Here is a 17,958-nt window from a genome sequence, read left to right as displayed (position 1 = left end):
TTGCCGCTGCCCACTTATAGCGGCAAAATGTAGGGTTATTTCCCTACCTAATGCGGCATTTAAGCCGTGAATTCAGTGTTTATTTTCTGGCACGGGATTCATTAATCAAGCGAACTTCTTCGCGCTCTTCCGGTGTCAGGCCTTCAGTTCTTGCCCTGGCGATAAGAATATCTAAACGTTCTTCTAACGCTGAATCAACGAGATGATCCAATGCGTCACGAAATGTATTTTCTGCTATTTCTTCTACTTGTATATCGTTCCATGTAGCTAGTTTTTCAAGTTGTTTACTAAATTTATTATCACGATATTGCTCTAGCAGTTGTCCAGTCGTCAGCCCTGGCTGAGTAAGACAAACCTCCACAAGCTCCATAAATAATGGTAAGCCTGCGATTTTGGCCTGCATAATTCCCTGTAGGGGGGGAACTAAAGCGGCTAAGTGTGGGTTTTGTACCAACAGTCCTATAAGTATACGCATAGTTGTCGGTTTTAGCTGCGGCATCTGATAATTATTCCCACTTTCCAGACGCTGCGGTAATAAACGTTCTAACTGTACTGCATCAGGAATGCCTACCATATTGCCAAGTTCTTGTCTCATATAGAGACGCAAAGTTTCCCCAGGAATCTGGTTAATCAATGGTACAGAAAGTGAACTGAGTTTTGTTTTGCCTTCAGGACTACTCAGGTCAACTTGTGGCAGTAATGATTCGAACAGAAATTCAGATAATGTATGAGACTGTTCCATTCTTTGTTCAAATGTTTTCCGGCCTTCCTTACGGACTAGTGAATCAGGATCTTCGCCGTCAGGCAAAAACATAAAACGTAACTGCCTACCATCATTCAGATAGGGTAGCGCTGTTTCCAACGCTCTCCATGCTGCATCACGCCCGGCTCTGTCGCCATCGTAACAACAGATGACGTTATCAGTAGCGCGGAAAAGTAATTGAATATGTTCCGATGTAGTCGAAGTACCTAATGAGGCAACCGCATAATCGATACCAAACTGCGCCAGTGCTACCACATCCATATAACCTTCAACGACTAATAATCGTGAAAGGTCACTGTGATTTTGTTGTGCTTCATAGAGGCCATATAGCTGACGGCCTTTATGGAAAATTTCAGTCTCTGGTGAATTGAGATATTTTGGGAGCGCATCTCCCAAAACACGTCCACCAAATGCAATCACGCGCCCTCTACGGTCACGGATTGGAAACATTATTCGTTCGCGGAAGCGGTCATACGTACGGCCATTATCATTTGCGACCAACATTCCGGCGTCATTTAACTGTCGACGATCTTCCGCATTATGGGCAAACCGTTTCAAAGTGTTATCCCAACCAGCGGGAGCGAAACCAATCGAGAAACGGTGAATAATTTCTTCACTAAGCCCACGCTGAGCCAGATATTGCCGGGCTTGCTGTGCAGCGGGAGTGTTTAGTACATTTTGATAGAAGCTGTTAAGCTTATCCATCAATTGATAAAGGTTTTGTCTTTGGTGACGTTCTATTTGACTGCTACTGGAACCTGCTTCATAAGGGACTTCCAGTCCATGCATGGCAGCTAATTCTTCGATGGATTCGACAAACTCAAGTCTGTCGTAATTCATCAGAAAATCGATGGCGTTGCCGTGAGCTCCGCAACCAAAGCAATGATAAAACTGTTTATCGCCATTAACAGTAAACGAGGGTGTCTTTTCGTTATGAAATGGACAGCACGCGTGGTGATTTTTACCCTGTTTTTTAAGTGGCACACGAACATCAATTAGATCGATGATATCGGTACGAGCTAATAAATCATTGATAAATGCGCGCGGAATTCGTCCAGCCATAAGCCCTTTTTACGCCTGTTGATGAACGACAATAAGCCGCGCTCCCTTTCGGAAAGCACGGCCTTTATCTGCAACTACTGTTGTCTGCAAATTCAATCACTATGCGGATCAACCGCAAGGATTAGTACAGACGAGTGCGGCGTGCGTTTTCACGAGCCAGCTTTTTAGCGTGACGTTTTACAGCAGAAGCTTTAGCGCGTTTACGTTCAGTCGTTGGTTTTTCATAGAATTCACGACGGCGAACTTCTGCTAATACACCTGCTTTTTCGCAGGAACGCTTAAAGCGACGCAATGCTACGTCGAATGGCTCGTTTTCACGTACTTTAATTACCGGCATGTGCCTCTCACCTCAATAGAAATCGGTCTTGCTGGCGTGGGATGCCAGCCATCTTAAAATGGTGCGGAATTTTACTTCAATGAACACGGCTTTGTAAAGCGCCGCAGCAAATTGAAACAACAACATCACAACGGCGATCTGCAAATCAGTTCCGTAATATTGACGATAACCACACAGGAGTTTTACGTAGGTGGGTGATTATAGACTAAACAGCTAAAATAGTCAGCATGTAAGCCGCGCAAATTATCTTATTAATGATAAACTGGCTCTCTTCTGTGGAATATAGGTAGTGTAATGCGAGTTTTAGGTATAGAAACGTCCTGCGATGAAACCGGGATCGCAATTTATGACGACAGAGCCGGTTTATTGGCAAATCAATTATACAGCCAGATTAAACTGCATGCTGATTACGGTGGCGTCGTGCCTGAATTGGCTTCACGTGACCATATCCGCAAAACAGTACCCTTGATTCAAGCTGCTTTGAAAGAGGCAGGATTAACCTGTGAAGATATTGATGCGGTAGCTTATACCGCTGGTCCTGGTCTGGTTGGCGCGTTGTTGGTGGGGGCGACGATTGGCCGTTCTTTGGCATTTGCCTGGGATGTTCCTGCGATTCCTGTTCATCATATGGAAGGGCATTTACTCGCTCCGATGCTGGAAGATAACAGCCCTAAATTCCCGTTTGTGGCTTTGCTGGTATCTGGTGGTCATACACAGCTCATTAGTGTAACGGGTATTGGTAAATATGAGCTGCTTGGTGAATCAATAGATGATGCCGCTGGTGAAGCATTTGATAAAACAGCTAAGTTACTGGGATTGGATTATCCTGGGGGGCCGATACTCTCCAGGATGGCTCAGAAAGGAGAAGCTGGGCGTTTTGTATTTCCTCGCCCGATGACGGATCGCCCTGGGCTGGATTTCAGTTTTTCAGGATTGAAAACTTTTGCTGCTAATACTATTCGTAGCAACAGCGATGATGAGCAGACTAGAGCGGATATTGCCCGTGCTTTTGAAGATGCGGTAGTTGATACATTAGCGATTAAATGTAAAAGAGCGCTTGAGCAGACTGGATTCAAGCGACTGGTAATGGCTGGTGGTGTCAGCGCCAATCGTACATTGCGCACTAAGATGGAAGAGGTCATGGCAAAATTGGGTGGCGAAGTATTTTATGCGCGCCCTGAATTCTGTACAGATAATGGCGCCATGATTGCGCTTGCCGGCATGATCCGCCTAAAAGGGGAGGTGAGCGACTCACTTGGCGTGACCGTCAAAGCCCGTTGGCCCCTGTCGGAATTACCTGCATTATAATCTTCTTGATGTAATGAAAATAAAAGACCAGTAACTCAATGAGTTGCTGGTTTTTATCCAGTCCTGTTGTTAATCCTCTTTATCTTTTCTTTGCTCTTTTTCTGTTTGGTTTTTTTCTTTTTCGGTCATCTCTTTTTTCTTTTTCAGTTTGTTCCAAATACGGCTTTCCTGGCCGCGCCACAGACGCTGGATATTATCATGGTGACGTAGTAACACCAGACAGCAGAGCATGGCGACGGGGAAAGTAAATTCAGGTTTAAACCACCAGACATAGAACGGTGCTATCAAGGCGCTGATAATTGCCCCTAAAGAGGAATAACCGCTTAGTAATATAGTTAGCAACCAGGTACCCATCATCAAGCCTGTTAGATCCCAACCGATTACCGCAATAGCGCCAAAAGCAGTTGCGACACCTTTACCGCCTTTAAATTGGAAAAAGATCGGGTAAATATGACCGAGACAAGCTGCCATTGCCGTAATTCCTAAATAGAAAGGGGGAACATAGAGTTGATAAGCCAACCAGACGGGGATCATCCCTTTCAGAACATCACAAATTAGTACTATTGCCGCAGTACTGCGGCCGCCAATTCGCAGTACATTTGTCGCGCCTGGGTTGCCTGAGCCATGTTGACGAGGATCAGGCAACCCAGCCAGACGACAAATAAGTATTGCGCTGGAGATTGAACCGCAAAGATACGCGAAGATGATCATACCAAGCGCGATAGCACTCATAATGTCTCCCCAATAATAATGGTCGTTTTCTTAGCCCAGTCATGGATAATACGCATATTTAGTCGGAAGTGGTATCCGACAAATTGAAAAACAGGAAAATGACGTGATGGATATCGTATTTATTGAGGAGTTAGTCGTTATTACCACAATTGGTGTTTACGACTGGGAACAGACCATTAAACAGAAGTTAGTGTTCGATATCGAAATGGGGTGGGATAATAAACGAGCATCTTCCAGTGATGATGTCGAATATTGTCTGGATTATGCCAAAGTTAGCGAAGCGATCATTGAGCATGTGGAAAATCAGAGTTTTGCTCTGGTGGAAAGAGTAGCCGAAGAGGTAGCGGAGCTGCTGTTAAAACATTTTAATTCACCGTGGGTACGGATAAAAGTCAGTAAACCGGGCGCTGTCGCGCAGGCTCGTCAAGTTGGTGTTATGATTGAAAGAAAAAAATAATCTGATCAGTAGTGAATTCGGCTGCCATATTATTGTCATTGTTCTTACATAGACTGGCATGCAGTGGTGCTAGGCTTGATAATTATGTCAATTGATTAATGACAATGGGAATAATGGTAGCTGAATTTATTCCATGCTACTTGTTTCGGATATTTATTAATGGGCGACCTTTCTATATGACTGACCTTTCTACCTTGTTTCATGCAGCTATTCTTGGTGTTGTTGAAGGGCTAACTGAATTTCTTCCTGTTTCCTCTACCGGCCATATGATTATCGTTGGCCATATGTTGGGATTTACCGGCGATAAAGCTGAAACATTTGAAGTTATTATCCAGCTTGGATCTATCCTTGCTGTGGTAGTGGTGTTTTGGCGTCGCTTGTTTGGACTCATTGGCATCCACTTTGGTGAAGTTCCTCACGAAGGTAAAACCAATGGCAAACTGAAACTAAGCCATATTATTTTAGCAATGTTACCTGCGGTGACGCTTGGGTTGTTGTTCCATGATGTCATCAAATCACTGTTTAACCCACAAAGCGTGATGTATGCCTTGGTTATTGGTGGTGTGTTGCTGATTACAGCAGAAATCTTGAAACCTAAAACACCGAGAGCAGAAGGGCTGGATGATATTACTTATCGTCAGGCTTTTATGATTGGCTGTTTTCAGTGTCTGGCGTTGTGGCCGGGATTTTCCCGTTCAGGCGCGACAATTTCTGGTGGAATGCTGATGGGAGTTAATCGTTATACTGCATCAGAATTCTCGTTTATTCTGGCTGTACCAATGATGATGGGGGCAAGTGGATTAGATTTATATAAGAGCCTGCACTTTTTGAGTGCTTCTGATATCCCAATGTTTGCTGTTGGTTTTATTACTGCATTTGTTGTCGCGTTAGTCGCCATTAAAACTTTTCTGGCATTGATTAAGCGTATATCTTTTATCCCATTTGCTATCTATCGCTTTATTGTGGCTGCCGCTGTTTACTGGGTATTTATGTAGCGAATGGTTCCCCTGATATCAATTTAATTCGAATATTGCCCAATGTTTGATATCAGGGGATGTTTCAGATAACAGTATTGCCTTGAACTGTATTGTCTTGTTGTTTCCATTCCGCCAATGCGTGTTGACGTTGACGTCGTAACTCATGACCAATGTCAGCACCGCGTAATCCACTGTCTACAATGTTTTTCACTTGCACCTGACTAGCAACTTTGAATGCCTGTCGCAGATAATCACCTTGTGGATATGGCGTATCTTCAAAACCGGTACGACCCCGTGCATCGGCTTCACTGATGATAATCAATTGTTCTATTCGCTGAGGCTTACGCCATGCATCAACGGCATCAAACAACTTAAGTAATGTTTTTGGCCGCAATTGAGCAACGGTATGCACTAAATCATGATATTGAGCAGCCAGTTTTGCCAAATCACGGGCAGAATTAGGAACGCGCAGACGCTGACATAATTGATCAACTAACTTAACGCCTGCCGGCCCATGTCCATAATGGTGGGGCCACTGTTCTGGCGGTGTCAGCCCTTTGCCAAGATCGTGGCATAGAGCAGCAAAGCGGCTATCGACTTTATCTGTTAATTCAGTTGCTACTTTCAGCACCATTAACGTATGAATACCAGTATCAATCTCAGGATGCCACTTCTCTGGTGCGGGAACGCCAAACAAATTATCAATTTCAGGAAACAATACAGCCAATGCGCCACAATCACGTAAAACCTGAAAAAAGACCTGAGGGGAATGGGTGGTAAGCGCTTTTTCGGTCTCTTTCCAGACACGTTCTGGTGTGATTGCTGATAGCTCGCCGTTAATTGCCATATTTGACATTAATGTCTGTGTTTCTGGTGCGATGGTAAACCCTAAATGGGCGAAACGAGCGGCAAAACGAGCCACTCGTAATACCCTTAGTGGATCTTCAAAGAAAGCATCAGAAACATGGCGTAGGATACAATTGTTTAAATCATCAACACCATGATAAGGATCGACCAATTCACCCGCAGGTGTTTGAGCGATCGCATTAATTGTCAGATCACGGCGCTGCAAATCGTCTTCCAGTGTGACATCCGGCGCAGCATAGCAAGTGAAACCTGTATATCCTTGGCCGGATTTTCTCTCGGTGCGTGCCAGTGCATACTCTTCGTGGGTTTTGGGATGCAGGAACACTGGAAAATCTTTGCCAACTTGCTGATATCCTTGGGATAGCAATTCTTCTGGCGTTCCACCCACAACCACCCAATCCCGCTCGTTCACAGGAAAATTTAGCAGGCGATCACGTACTGCGCCGCCAACCAGATAGACTCTCACTTAATATGTTCCTTTATCAGCTCATCCAACGGTCATTACGCTTACGGCGTGGAATCATATGCGGCAGTAATAGCCCAAAGATTAAACCAGCGCCTGCGACACCACCACCGTACATAAACCATTGCAGAATGATATTGCGTTGTTTGTCATCAAGTTGCAGATTTGCGGCATCAAGCTTTTTTTCTGCTACCGTCAGTTTGTTCTTCAACTTCTCATTCTCTTTTTTCAACTCTGCAATAATGTTACTGCTATTGGCAACCTTCAGTTGCATATCGGCAGTGCGCTGATTCCAGTTATTGTCTATATTGGCTAACTTATCCGTCAATGTTTTCACTTCCTGTTCTAGCTCCGGCAAGCGCGTGCGCAGGCTAGGTTTATTACTAAGCTGGTTAACTGGTAGCCAGACAAGACGGCCTTTATCATCTTTGACTTGAGCGTAATTACTATCGCGATTGATGCTTATCAACGTGACTTCATCACCGGCATTTAGTGTGCCGGCAATACGATACTGGTTACCCGGCCCGGCGTGTGTGTAGGTAGATAACTCATCAGATACATAGCGCTTTCCTTCCGCATGGGTAGTGAGCGAAAAGCTGAGGCTTATTAGCGCCGTAAGAAGTAAATGTAGTTTTCGCATTGTGATTTCAACTGTTCTTTATCTATGGTGAGTTTAGAATTTGATAGTAAAGAGTTAAGTTTGCTAGAGCAATCGGTAAACCAAAATGACACTTTTCTAATCGATTGAATACAGGGCTTGTTATCTGTTGAACGAAACATTTCCTGTTAATTACTATCATAACTTGCGGGAAAGGGAAATTTTAATTTTCTTCTTACTCATCGTGGAAAAAAGCTAAATCAAGGTAAGATGAAGGGCAAAGATTGTCATTAATGGTATAGATATGAGTGTAGAAATTGAATTAAAACTTATCGCCAAACCGCAAGTTATTCCTGCAATTCGTCAGCAGTTACTGTTATTTCCTCATGACTATTTTTCTCCCCAAAAGTTGACCAATATCTATTTTGAAACGCCAGATAATCAATTGCGGGGTCTTGATATGGGGTTGCGGATCCGTGGTTTTGATGATCAGTATGAGATGACGATTAAAACAGCCGGTAAGGTAGTTGGCGGATTACATCAGCGACCGGAATATAATGTGCCATTGGCAAAATCGGAACTGGAATTGACTCTGTTTCCACAGCACATCTGGCCTGACAACTGTGATGTGGAAGCGTTGCAATCCCGCTTGAATGCGTTATTCAGTACTGACTTTATGCGTGAGAAGTGGATGGTAACTTATGGACAAAGTGAGATTGAAGTGGTGCTTGATCAGGGAGAAATTATTGCAGCCAATCGCAAGGAGCCAATTTGTGAGTTTGAACTGGAGTTAAAGCAAGGAACTATAGCCGATGTATTAGCATTGGCAGGTGAGTTGGCAAAATCAAACGGCTTGCGGCAAGGAAATAAGAGTAAGGCAGCTCGTGGTTATCAGTTAGCGCAGGGGAAGCCGAAAGCAGCTTTACTTTCAACTCAGGTAGAAATTGATAGGCAGCAGTCATTACCTTCGGTGCTCACATCAATATTGGCTCATTGGCAAGAACAGGAGGAATGTTGGTTAGCTGGTTTATCAGAAGGTCGGGATGGTTTAAAACAAGTACTGACTTTGATTCAGCAGACGATCGAATATTCTAGTGAGCCAGAACCGTTGAATAACCAATTAGTTGCTATCAACCAGAAATTATTGGATACGGAAACAGAAGCTGAAACGCTATGTTACAGCTCGCTCTATTTGCAATGTAAGTTGGCACTGACTATGTGGTTAATAAATCTATGTGGTTAAAAATCTCGCCGCTTAAATAACAGGAATTCTCTATGTTGCCACTTTCAACTCCGCTTCTGGCCCAGTTACAACGTGTGACTGAACATTTTCAGCAACTGACTTTGAATATTGAGCCGTTTACTACTGATGAGCAGGCCATATTGTCACTAAGCGATTTTGTTGTTGAAAACTTGCAAACTCATCCTGAATGGTTAGCCGAGATCCGCCAACATCCACCTGAGGCGCAGGAGTGGCATCGATATGCTGAATGGCTGCAACAATTACTCGCATCAGTAGAGGATGAAAATATCCTGATGCGGGTTTTACGTCAGTTTCGTAACAAGATTCTGGTGAGAATAGCCTGGTTGCAAGCACTGCATAGCATTACGACTCAGGAGACGCTACAACAACTCAATATATTAGCTGAAACGTTGATTATTGCTGCCCGTGATTGGTTGTATCAGCGTTGTTGTCAGGATTGGGGAACTCCTTGCAATGAGCAGGGCGAACCACAACCGTTGTTAATTCTCGGTATGGGAAAACTCGGTGGTGGCGAGTTGAATTTCTCTTCTGATATTGATCTGATTTTTGTCTATCCTGAAAACGGCATTACCCAAGGCGGCCGGCGTGAAATGGATAATGCTCAGTTTTTTACCCGCTTGGGGCAGCGTCTTATCAAAGTGCTCGATCAGCAAACTGCGGATGGTTTTGTGTATCGGGTGGATATGCGTTTGCGCCCGTTCGGTGATAGTGGCCCATTGGTGTTCAGCTTTGTTGCATTGGAAGATTACTATCAAGAGCAAGGGCGTGATTGGGAACGTTATGCGATGGTGAAAGCACGAATTATGGGTTCGGGCAATCAAGCGTATGGTGAAGAGCTACGCCGAATGTTGAGACCGTTTATCTTTCGCCGTTACATTGATTTCAGTGTGATTCAATCCCTGAGAAATATGAAAGGCATGATTGAACGGGAAGTGCGTCGTCGTGGCTTGAAAGACAATATCAAACTGGGTGCTGGTGGTATCCGTGAAATAGAGTTTATCGCCCAGGTGTTCCAACTGATTCGTGGTGGACGTGAACTGTGTTTGCAATCTCAGGCGTTGTTGCCAACTCTGCAAATGATAGCGCAATTGGCGCTTTTGCAACCATTGCAGGTGGGGCAACTTACTGATGGTTACCTCTTTTTGCGGCGGTTAGAGAATCTTTTACAGTCAATTAACGATCAACAAACTCAGACTTTGCCGGAAGATGAACTGAATCGTTCACGACTGGCGTGGGGCATGGGATTTGAAAGTTGGGACGCTTTAATAATTGAATTGAGCAACAAGATGGGCGCTGTTCGGGCTATTTTTACGCAATTAATTGGCGATGACAGTGATGATAGTGAAGAGGAGCCTGATCATGTGCCATTTAAAAGTCTGTGGTTGGAAAATCTCGAAAAAGAGGAGTTAATTGTACTCGCTCCGCACTTGGATGAGTTGGTTGCACAGCAGATATTGCATGTCATTTCTGTGTTTCGCCATGACGTGGGCAAGAGAACCATTGGTCCTCGTGGGCGTGATGTGCTCGATTACCTGATGCCGCGTCTGTTGGCAAAAGTCTGTTTGCGACAAGATGCCAATATAGTGTTGGAGAGGATTACTCCGCTGTTGTTAAGTATCGTCAGCCGTACAACTTACCTGGAACTGATATTGGAATCGGAAGCTGTACTGACGCATGTTATTCGGCTGTGTGCAGCTTCACCGATGATCGCGGCTCAGCTTGCCTGTCATCCATTGTTGCTGGATGAACTGCTTGATCCACAATTTCTGTATGAACCTTTGCCGCTGAATGCCTATAAGGATGAATTGCGACAATATTTGTTGCGGATACCTGAGGATGATGAAGAGCAGCAATTAGAGGCTCTCCGCCAGTTTAAGCAGGCGCAATTACTAAGAATTGCGGCGGAGGATATTACTGGCGTGTTGCCGGTGATGAAAGTCAGTGATCATCTCACTTATTTGGCAGAAGCGATTATTGAAGCAGTTGTTCAACAGGCGTGGGGCCAAATGGCAAAACGTTATGGTGTTCCATCACATCTGAGCCAGCGGCAGGGATTGGGATTTGCTGTGATTGGTTATGGCAAATTGGGCGGTTGGGAATTGGGTTACAGTTCTGATCTTGATTTAGTTTTCCTGCTTGATTGCCCGATGGATGTGATGACCGATGGCGATCGATCGATTGATGCCCGGCAATTTTATTTGCGTTTGGCCCAACGGATTATGCACTTGTTCAGTGCTCGAACTTCCTCTGGTGTGTTGTATGACGTGGATGTCCGCCTGCGTCCTTCTGGAGAATCCGGCATGTTGGTCAGTACTATAGAAGCATTTGCTGATTATCAGCAAAATCAAGCATGGACTTGGGAGCATCAGGCGTTGGTACGTGCCCGTATGGTATTTGGCGATGAAAACTTGCATCGGGATTTTGAGCGGATACGCCATCAGACGTTATGTACGCGACGAGACCCCGCTGTGTTACGTCAGCAGGTAAGGGAAATGCGGGAAAAGATGCATAAACATTTAGGCAGTCACTATTCAGATCAATTTGATATTAAAGCTGATCCGGGGGGGATCACAGATATCGAATTTATCGCTCAATATTTGGTGCTTCGTTATGCGGCTGAAAATGAGCGATTGGCGCATTGGTCGGATAATGTACGGATTTTTGGCTTAATGGCGGACTATGGAATTATGGACGAAGATGAAGCCGCCGCATTAACACTGGCTTACGTTTCTATGCGCGATGAACTACATCATCTGGCGTTACAGGCGCTTTCTAGTCAGGTATCACCCCATTGTTTCAGTCAACAGCAGGAATTGATACATCATAGCTGGCAACAGTGGTTGGGGGAACAATAACGGGTTTTATCGGTTTGGTGTAGGGATCTTACGGGCGTATGATAATATTTGGCACTCATTTGATATCTAATATTTGGAGCAAGGGAATGAAAATGACACTCCCTGATTTTCACTGTGCAGAAGTTTTAGTCGTCGGTGATGTTATGTTAGACCGCTATTGGTATGGACCAACCAGCCGGATTTCACCGGAAGCGCCGGTGCCTGTAGTAAAAGTCAATACTATTGAGGAACGTCCGGGAGGCGCTGCTAACGTTGCTATGAATATTGCGGCTCTTGGGGCAAATTCACATTTAATCGGTTTGACTGGGATTGATGACGCGGCACATGCGCTGAGTGAGAAACTGAGCAGTGTTAAGGTGCGTTGTGATTTTGTTTCTGTGCCGACACATCCGACAATTACCAAACTGAGGGTGCTTTCCCGTAACCAGCAGTTAATTCGCTTAGATTTTGAAGAAGGTTTCGATAACGTCGATGCGCAGCCGATATTTGAGCGCATTGAACAGGCATTACCCCATATCGGGGCATTAGTTCTATCTGACTACGCCAAAGGTGCGCTGAATCAGGTTCAGAACATGATCAAACTGGCAAACGCGGCCCAAGTACCGGTATTAATCGATCCGAAAGGCAATGATTTTGAGCGTTATCGTGGAGCAACTTTGTTAACGCCGAATCTGTCTGAATTTGAAGCAGTGGCGGGTCGCTGTAAAGATGATAATGAATTGGTTGAGAAAGGGACTCGATTAGTTAAGGATTTGGATCTTAAGGCATTGCTGATCACTCGTTCTGAACAGGGAATGAGTTTGCTGAGTATTGATCAGCCGCCGTTGCATTTACCTACACAAGCGCAGGAAGTGTTTGATGTGACTGGTGCTGGCGATACAGTTATTGGTGTGTTAGCAACAGCGATTGCGGCTGGAAAGCCACTGAATGAAGCTTGTTTTCTGGCGAATGCTGCTGCGGGCGTGGTCGTTGGCAAACTGGGAACCTCGACGGTTTCGCCGATTGAATTGGAGAATGCTATCCGTGGTCGTGCTGAAACGGGTTTCGGAATGATGACCGAATTTCAGCTTAAACAGGCTGTTGCTGACGCGCGTCAACGTGGTGAAAGGATTGTGATGACCAATGGCTGCTTTGACATTCTGCATGCAGGTCATGTCTCTTATCTGGAGAATGCCCGTAAACTGGGCGATCGGTTAATTGTTGCTGTTAACAGTGATGCATCAACTAAACGGCTGAAAGGCGAGAGCCGTCCTGTTAATCCACTAGAACAACGAATGATTGTATTATCTGCTCTGGGCGCTGTGGATTGGGTTGTGCCGTTTGAAGAGGATACACCACAGCGATTGATTGCGGATGTTTTGCCGGATGTATTGGTAAAAGGCGGCGATTATAAACCGGAAGACATTGCTGGCAGCGAAGAAGTTTGGGCTGCGGGCGGGGAAGTCAAAGTGTTGAACTTTGAAGATGGTATTTCAACAACCAATATCATCAAGGCGATTAAAAATCAGTAAATAATGATTTAGCTTGTCATTGGAAACAGCCAAGACATTACTGCATTGAACGCTGTAGATTATTTATTTGATCATATTATTAGAATAAAGTCGGGTAAGAGATGAAATCTTCCCGGCTATTTTTTATTTAATTTTCGCTTAATTGAGTGATATTTCATCATAAATAATGTAGATATTTGTGATATCAGGTACGAGTGATTTAATTAACGGTATAAATATTATCAAGATATTATGATTTTAATTTAAGTTAATGTAATTTTATTTTCTGGTTAGATGGGGATTAATCTAAAAAAATGTGATGTAACAAATAGTTTTTTACTTTGTGGCATAAAATGCTGGTCACATAACGCTGGCTTATTCATAATGATTTCTGATGTAAATGATTTTTTAATGAAATATGTTATCTATAACTTTTACATCTTAAAGTTAGTAGATAAACGGATAAATTTTTTACGCAGGAATAAGTTTTTATGCAAGGTAAGTTAATTTTATCTTCAATTTGTTTAGCTTCGGCAATATTAGCAGGGTGTACAACTGAATCTTCTAATACCGTCCAGGTACAAAAAGTTAATTCTTATAATACGGTATATCAAGGTGTCCGTAGTCCAATTGCGATTGGTAAGTTTGAAAACCGTTCCAGTTATCAAAATGGGATTTTCTCCGACGGCGTCGATCGCCTTGGTAATCAATCTAAAACGATTTTAATCTCGCACCTACAGCAAACTGGACGCTTTACGGTGCTGGAACGTACCAATATGGCGGAACTGAAAGCGGAAGCGGGTTTACAAGGTAAGTCGCAGAAGTTGAAAGGCGCTGCTTACGTCATTACCGGTGATGTGACTGAATTTGGCCGTAAAGAAGTGGGTGATCATCAGTTATGGGGCTTATTAGGGCGTGGTAAATCACAGGTGGCTTATTCTAAAGTCATGCTGAATGTGGTGAATGTAGAAACTTCCGAAGTGGTTTTCTCTGTGGCCGGTGCAGGAGAATATAAATTATCCAACCGTGAAATTATCGGCTTTGGTGGTACCGCCAGCTATGATTCAACACTGAATGGTAAGGTACTGGATCTGGCAATTCGTGAAGCAGTAAACCGTCTGGTTGAAAGTGTTGAAACCGGTGCATGGAAGCCATCTAATTAAGAAATATAAGGATATATGCTCATGATATTAATGAAAAAAGCGGGCTTATTGCTGGCAGCTATGGCTTTGGCAGGTTGCGCCGCGCAGCCAAAAACGATTTATGAGTGGGATAAATACCAGCCTACAATTTATCAGTATTATCAGCAGGATAACATGGGTTTCGAAGAGCAGGTACAGGCTTTGCAGCAAGTAATTGAAAAGGCTAAAGCGAAGAATAAACCTGTACCGCCTGGGTTGCATGCACAGATAGGCTTGCTTTATAGCAAAACAGGTCGTGTTTCAGAAGCGTTCCATCAGTTTGAAACAGAGAAAAAATTGTTTCCTGAGTCATCGCCATTTATGGACTTTTTATTAAGTAAAAATAAAGGAACTATGCAATGAACCGTATTTTTTTAGCATTGAGTCTATTGGCGGCGTTTGTACTGACTGGATGTAGTAAATCTGTCCCTTATGATTATTCTGCATTTAGAGAGAGCAAACCGAAATCCATTCTGGTTCTGCCGGCGGTAAACAAATCTTTGGAAGTCAAAGCAGGGCACAGCCTGATTTCTCATGTGACATATCCATTGGCGGAATCGGGCTATTACGTTTTTCCGGTTGCTGTTGTGGAAGAGACATTTCAGCAAAATGGCGTGACAGCGGCGCAGGATGTTCAGAATATCAGTTACAAAAAATTGCATGATATTTTTGGCGCGGATTCCGCGCTCTATTTGGATATTGAGGAATATGGTACGCAATATCAAATTATCAACAGCGATACGCGTGTAACAGCTTCAGCGAAGCTGGTGGATTTGCGTAATGGTAAACAATTGTGGCATGGACGGGCTGTTGCCTCATCGACTGAAAATGAAAGCAGTTCGAATAGCCTTGTTGGCATGTTGGTATCTGCCGTAGTTTCACAGATAGCGAATACCATTATGGATAAAGGTCATGAAATTGCCGGCATTACAAGTAACCGCTTACTGACAGCCGGTGGTAGTCGTGGCTTGCTTTATGGTCCACGTTCTGAGCATTACGGTAAAGAACAGCATTAATTTCTGATTAGTGTGAATGTGTAATGAGCAGATATCACATTCTGCTCATTATCACGGTTATTTTTGTATGGTAATAATTACTCTTCTTTTGCTGTGTCATTAGCAGATGGAACATTCTTATTTTCAAACTTCGCTTCTAGTTCATTTAAACGCTGTTCCATTGCGGTCAATTTTTCACGAGTACGTAACAGAACCTGAGTTTGAATATCAAATTCTTCACGATTCACTAAATCAAGCTTGCCAAGTTGGGATTGCAAAACCATCCGTAATTTTTTCTCTATATCACCACCAAACTCTTTAACCCCCTTTGGTAAAGAATCCTGGATCTGGCGGGCAATTTGTTCAATTTTTTTGGGATCGAGCATGATGCATCCTTTTTATGACATAAATAATTCCTGAATAGTGTAATACCAGATAGCAAAACCACAAACCATTGTGAGCTAGGTTTCACATTTGATTTTGTTGATTGCCGCCGGTAAATATTAGCGTTATAGTTCACTGGCTTATCTCAGGGCGGGGTGAAAGTCCCCACCGGCGGTAAACATCAGTCCATCTTTCGGGTGGTTTGGTGAAGCCCGCGAGCGCTCCGTTTGAGGTTATCTTTATGATAAAACGGAGGTCAGCAGATCCAGTGTAATTCTGGAGCCGACGGTGATAGTCCGGATGGGAGAGAATAACGGCATCTGTCGGGCTTCGTGCTCGTCTGTTGTTCCGGCTATGGCATTCGCGCATTATATTAATAGCATTAATGTTATGGCGTAATGTCATAGCGAGAACTCCTCAAGACCGCCCTGATTCTGGTAATCCATAAATTTTAATGAGGTTTCTTTACCATGAATCAGACGCTACTTTCTGAATATGGCACATCATCAGAACGTGTTGAACACGCCATTAACGCTTTGCGTGATGGAAAGGGGGTGATGGTGCTGGATAACGAAGATCGTGAAAATGAAGGTGACATTATCTTTGCGGCGGAAACAATGACCGTAGAGCAAATGGCGCTGACTATCCGTCATGGCAGTGGAATTGTCTGCTTATGTCTGACAGAAGAGCGCCGTCAGCAATTACAATTGCCCATGATGGTAGAAAATAACTCTAGCCCGTTCCAGACTGCATTCACCGTAACCATTGAGGCCGCTCAGGGAGTGACGACGGGGGTTTCTGCGGCTGACCGCATCACGACCATTCGCGCCGCGATTGCTGATAATGCCAAGCCAAGCGATTTGAACCGTCCGGGACATGTTTTTCCGCTGCGTGCTCAACCTGGCGGCGTGTTGGTTCGTCAGGGGCATACTGAGGCAGCAATTGATTTAGTCAGTTTGGCCGGTTTTAAACCAGCAGGTGTATTGTGCGAATTAACCAATGATGACGGCTCAATGGCCCGTATGCCTGAGGTGGTGCAATTTGCGAAACTGCATAATATGCCGGTAGTCACTATTGAAGATCTGGTGAGTTATCGCCAGGCAATAGAGCAGAAAGCAAGCTGAAGCCTCATTATCCGATAACCGGATGAAATATCCGTTATAACGTGCATACTCTCTAAAGTCACAGTTCGCGCAAGCTGTGGCTTTTCAGTTTTTTTGAAAAACTCCATCACCGTTAGCCCACTGTTTTACTTATCTGAAAGGCGTAACCTGTTCGCAAGTATTAAAATTACCTATATTTGGTGTGAGAGGTCGTTATGAATATTTCCAGAATGCCGGCATTGTTTATTGGTCATGGCAGCCCAATGAATGTACTGGATGAAAATCGCTATACCAATGTGTGGCGTGAGCTTGGTGAAAGGCTGCCTATACCCAGAGCGATTCTGGCGATTTCTGCTCATTGGTATACCAATGGCACGGCGGTGACAGCCATGATTAAACCGAGAACTATCCATGATTTTCGTGGCTTCCCTCAGGAATTGTATGAAACTCAGTATCCAGCGAAGGGATCACCTGAACTGGCGGTTTTAGTACAGGAGATGTTGGAACCTGTAGAAATTTATGCCGATCATCATCAGTGGGGATTGGATCATGGAACTTGGGGTATTCTGGTTAAGATGTATCCTAAGGCTAATATTCCTGTGATTCAACTGAGTATAGATGATGCCAAGCCAGCGACGTACCACTATGAATTGGGGAAAAAGCTGGCGGCTTTACGAGATGAAGGTGTTTTGATTCTAGGGAGTGGTAATGTGGTACATAATCTTCGTACCATGAAGCGGCAGGAACCTAATGCTGAACCGTACCCTTGGGCGGAATCATTTAACCACTATGTGCGTGATAACCTTACCAGTTATGAGCGACCTTACCCTTTGATTCATGCATTGGACAGGGAAGATGGCCTATTATCGAATCCATCTCCTGAACACTTTTTGCCATTGCTGTATATCATGGGAACGTGGGATAGGAAAGAGGAGGTTTCCATTCCAGTAGATGGTATTGTGTCTGGTTCGCTGAGCATGTTGTCTGTGCAGGTTGGTTGAATCGCCGGTTTACGTGCTGTATTGGTTGAAGGTTATTTACCTTTTTGGCGACTTCTGGTGGTGAGATCATCACCATCTTGTCTGCGCTATGATCATTGAAACATGGCCTTACGTCGGATTA

Annotated in this window: 18 protein-coding genes and 1 riboswitch; of the genes, 11 read left to right on the top strand and 7 right to left on the bottom strand. The window is 44.1% G+C overall.

What is annotated here, in order from left to right:
- Window positions 1-79 precede the first annotated feature (79 nt).
- The 3 genes from dnaG to TI10_RS26330 form a co-directional block, all read right to left on the bottom strand.
- Window positions 80-1,825 carry a DNA primase gene (gene dnaG, locus TI10_RS07405; protein ID WP_049582667.1) on the bottom strand — a complete coding sequence of 582 codons (1,746 nt, stop codon included), beginning with the start codon at window positions 1,823-1,825 and terminating at the stop codon, window positions 80-82.
- Window positions 1,826-1,946: 121 nt separating this feature from the next.
- A complete protein-coding gene (rpsU, locus tag TI10_RS07400) occupies window positions 1,947-2,162 on the bottom strand; it encodes a 30S ribosomal protein S21 (protein WP_001144069.1) in 216 nt (71 codons plus the stop codon).
- A gap of 12 nt (window positions 2,163-2,174) precedes the next feature.
- Window positions 2,175-2,306, bottom strand: a complete 132-nt coding sequence (locus TI10_RS26330; RefSeq protein WP_254921115.1) for a hypothetical protein — start codon at window positions 2,304-2,306, stop codon at window positions 2,175-2,177.
- Between the two features lie 150 nt (window positions 2,307-2,456).
- On the opposite strand from TI10_RS26330, the gene tsaD reads away from it, so the two are divergent.
- A complete protein-coding gene (gene tsaD, locus TI10_RS07395) occupies window positions 2,457-3,470 on the top strand; it encodes a tRNA (adenosine(37)-N6)-threonylcarbamoyltransferase complex transferase subunit TsaD (protein ID WP_049582666.1) in 1,014 nt (337 codons plus the stop codon).
- A 69-nt stretch (window positions 3,471-3,539) separates the two neighbouring features.
- Here the strand turns inward: tsaD and plsY are convergent, their stop codons facing one another.
- Entirely contained in the window at window positions 3,540-4,202 is a 663-nt protein-coding gene (plsY, locus tag TI10_RS07390; RefSeq protein WP_049582665.1) for a glycerol-3-phosphate 1-O-acyltransferase PlsY, read from the bottom strand.
- A 106-nt stretch (window positions 4,203-4,308) separates the two neighbouring features.
- Between plsY and folB the strand changes: the two genes are divergently transcribed.
- On the top strand, window positions 4,309-4,659 hold the full coding sequence (gene folB / locus TI10_RS07385; protein ID WP_049582664.1) for a bifunctional dihydroneopterin aldolase/7,8-dihydroneopterin epimerase: 351 nt from the start codon (window positions 4,309-4,311) through the stop codon (window positions 4,657-4,659).
- Between the two features lie 176 nt (window positions 4,660-4,835).
- A complete protein-coding gene (bacA, locus tag TI10_RS07380) occupies window positions 4,836-5,654 on the top strand; it encodes an undecaprenyl-diphosphate phosphatase (RefSeq protein ID WP_046396997.1) in 819 nt (272 codons plus the stop codon).
- A gap of 64 nt (window positions 5,655-5,718) precedes the next feature.
- On the opposite strand, the gene TI10_RS07375 is transcribed toward bacA, so the two are convergent.
- Together TI10_RS07375 and TI10_RS07370 are read right to left on the bottom strand one after the other, a co-directional pair.
- The gene (locus TI10_RS07375) at window positions 5,719-6,969 is read right to left on the bottom strand and encodes a multifunctional CCA addition/repair protein (protein ID WP_049582663.1); all 1,251 of its coding nucleotides are present in this window, start codon (window positions 6,967-6,969) and stop codon (window positions 5,719-5,721) included.
- Window positions 6,970-6,985: 16 nt separating this feature from the next.
- Entirely contained in the window at window positions 6,986-7,606 is a 621-nt protein-coding gene (locus TI10_RS07370; RefSeq protein ID WP_049582662.1) for a TIGR04211 family SH3 domain-containing protein, read from the bottom strand.
- A 262-nt stretch (window positions 7,607-7,868) separates the two neighbouring features.
- Between TI10_RS07370 and TI10_RS07365 the strand changes: the two genes are divergently transcribed.
- The 6 genes from TI10_RS07365 to TI10_RS07340 all read left to right on the top strand — a co-directional run bounded on the left by TI10_RS07365 (window position 7,869) and on the right by TI10_RS07340 (window position 15,370).
- A complete protein-coding gene (locus TI10_RS07365) occupies window positions 7,869-8,807 on the top strand; it encodes a CYTH domain-containing protein (protein ID WP_049582661.1) in 939 nt (312 codons plus the stop codon).
- A 32-nt stretch (window positions 8,808-8,839) separates the two neighbouring features.
- Window positions 8,840-11,683, top strand: coding sequence for a bifunctional [glutamate--ammonia ligase]-adenylyl-L-tyrosine phosphorylase/[glutamate--ammonia-ligase] adenylyltransferase (gene glnE, locus TI10_RS07360; RefSeq protein ID WP_049582660.1), 2,844 nt, complete (start codon window positions 8,840-8,842; stop codon window positions 11,681-11,683).
- Window positions 11,684-11,769: 86 nt separating this feature from the next.
- Entirely contained in the window at window positions 11,770-13,194 is a 1,425-nt protein-coding gene (hldE, locus tag TI10_RS07355; RefSeq protein WP_049582659.1) for a bifunctional D-glycero-beta-D-manno-heptose-7-phosphate kinase/D-glycero-beta-D-manno-heptose 1-phosphate adenylyltransferase HldE, read from the top strand.
- A 470-nt stretch (window positions 13,195-13,664) separates the two neighbouring features.
- Window positions 13,665-14,336: a CsgG/HfaB family protein gene (locus TI10_RS07350; protein WP_011148100.1), complete on the top strand. Its 672-nt coding sequence runs from the start codon at window positions 13,665-13,667 to the stop codon at window positions 14,334-14,336.
- 21 nt (window positions 14,337-14,357) lie between these two features.
- Complete coding sequence (locus tag TI10_RS07345) at window positions 14,358-14,717, top strand: DUF4810 domain-containing protein (protein ID WP_049582658.1); 360 nt, start codon at window positions 14,358-14,360, stop codon at window positions 14,715-14,717.
- Window positions 14,714-15,370, top strand: coding sequence for a DUF799 domain-containing protein (locus TI10_RS07340; protein WP_049582657.1), 657 nt, complete (start codon window positions 14,714-14,716; stop codon window positions 15,368-15,370). The genes TI10_RS07345 and TI10_RS07340 overlap by 4 nt, the downstream gene beginning before the upstream one ends.
- A gap of 77 nt (window positions 15,371-15,447) precedes the next feature.
- On the opposite strand, the gene ubiK is transcribed toward TI10_RS07340, so the two are convergent.
- Complete coding sequence (gene ubiK / locus TI10_RS07335) at window positions 15,448-15,735, bottom strand: ubiquinone biosynthesis accessory factor UbiK (RefSeq protein WP_049582656.1); 288 nt, start codon at window positions 15,733-15,735, stop codon at window positions 15,448-15,450.
- Window positions 15,736-15,871: 136 nt separating this feature from the next.
- A riboswitch (FMN riboswitch) is annotated at window positions 15,872-16,049 on the top strand.
- 154 nt (window positions 16,050-16,203) lie between these two features.
- Between ubiK and ribB the strand changes: the two genes are divergently transcribed.
- Both ribB and ygiD read left to right on the top strand, forming a co-directional pair.
- Window positions 16,204-16,857: a 3,4-dihydroxy-2-butanone-4-phosphate synthase gene (gene ribB / locus TI10_RS07330; protein WP_049582655.1), complete on the top strand. Its 654-nt coding sequence runs from the start codon at window positions 16,204-16,206 to the stop codon at window positions 16,855-16,857.
- A gap of 194 nt (window positions 16,858-17,051) precedes the next feature.
- Complete coding sequence (gene ygiD / locus TI10_RS07325; protein ID WP_049582654.1) at window positions 17,052-17,837, top strand: 4,5-DOPA-extradiol-dioxygenase; 786 nt, start codon at window positions 17,052-17,054, stop codon at window positions 17,835-17,837.
- Window positions 17,838-17,958 lie beyond the last annotated feature (121 nt).

Source organism: Photorhabdus luminescens subsp. luminescens (assembly GCF_001083805.1).
In the GTDB taxonomy this organism is placed as follows: Bacteria; Pseudomonadota; Gammaproteobacteria; order Enterobacterales; family Enterobacteriaceae; genus Photorhabdus; species Photorhabdus luminescens.
The sequence above is the reverse complement of the archived record's forward strand: the minus strand, read 5'-3'. Positions and strand labels throughout refer to the sequence as shown.

Excerpts from the sequence above, each read along its gene's own strand:
- TI10_RS07340 (WP_049582657.1), top strand. The coding sequence starts at position 14,714 with ATGAACCGTATTTTTTTAGCATTGAGTCTATTGGCGGCGTTTGTACTG.
- glnE (WP_049582660.1), top strand. The coding sequence starts at position 8,840 with ATGTTGCCACTTTCAACTCCGCTTCTGGCCCAGTTACAACGTGTGACT.
- ygiD (WP_049582654.1), top strand. The coding sequence starts at position 17,052 with ATGAATATTTCCAGAATGCCGGCATTGTTTATTGGTCATGGCAGCCCA.
- ubiK (WP_049582656.1), bottom strand. The coding sequence starts at position 15,735 with ATGCTCGATCCCAAAAAAATTGAACAAATTGCCCGCCAGATCCAGGAT.
- bacA (WP_046396997.1), top strand. The coding sequence starts at position 4,836 with ATGACTGACCTTTCTACCTTGTTTCATGCAGCTATTCTTGGTGTTGTT.
- TI10_RS07370 (WP_049582662.1), bottom strand. The coding sequence starts at position 7,606 with ATGCGAAAACTACATTTACTTCTTACGGCGCTAATAAGCCTCAGCTTT.
- TI10_RS07345 (WP_049582658.1), top strand. The coding sequence starts at position 14,358 with ATGATATTAATGAAAAAAGCGGGCTTATTGCTGGCAGCTATGGCTTTG.
- plsY (WP_049582665.1), bottom strand. The coding sequence starts at position 4,202 with ATGAGTGCTATCGCGCTTGGTATGATCATCTTCGCGTATCTTTGCGGT.
- folB (WP_049582664.1), top strand. The coding sequence starts at position 4,309 with ATGGATATCGTATTTATTGAGGAGTTAGTCGTTATTACCACAATTGGT.
- ribB (WP_049582655.1), top strand. The coding sequence starts at position 16,204 with ATGAATCAGACGCTACTTTCTGAATATGGCACATCATCAGAACGTGTT.
- dnaG (WP_049582667.1), bottom strand. The coding sequence starts at position 1,825 with ATGGCTGGACGAATTCCGCGCGCATTTATCAATGATTTATTAGCTCGT.
- TI10_RS07350 (WP_011148100.1), top strand. The coding sequence starts at position 13,665 with ATGCAAGGTAAGTTAATTTTATCTTCAATTTGTTTAGCTTCGGCAATA.
- rpsU (WP_001144069.1), bottom strand. The coding sequence starts at position 2,162 with ATGCCGGTAATTAAAGTACGTGAAAACGAGCCATTCGACGTAGCATTG.
- hldE (WP_049582659.1), top strand. The coding sequence starts at position 11,770 with ATGAAAATGACACTCCCTGATTTTCACTGTGCAGAAGTTTTAGTCGTC.
- tsaD (WP_049582666.1), top strand. The coding sequence starts at position 2,457 with ATGCGAGTTTTAGGTATAGAAACGTCCTGCGATGAAACCGGGATCGCA.
- TI10_RS07365 (WP_049582661.1), top strand. The coding sequence starts at position 7,869 with ATGAGTGTAGAAATTGAATTAAAACTTATCGCCAAACCGCAAGTTATT.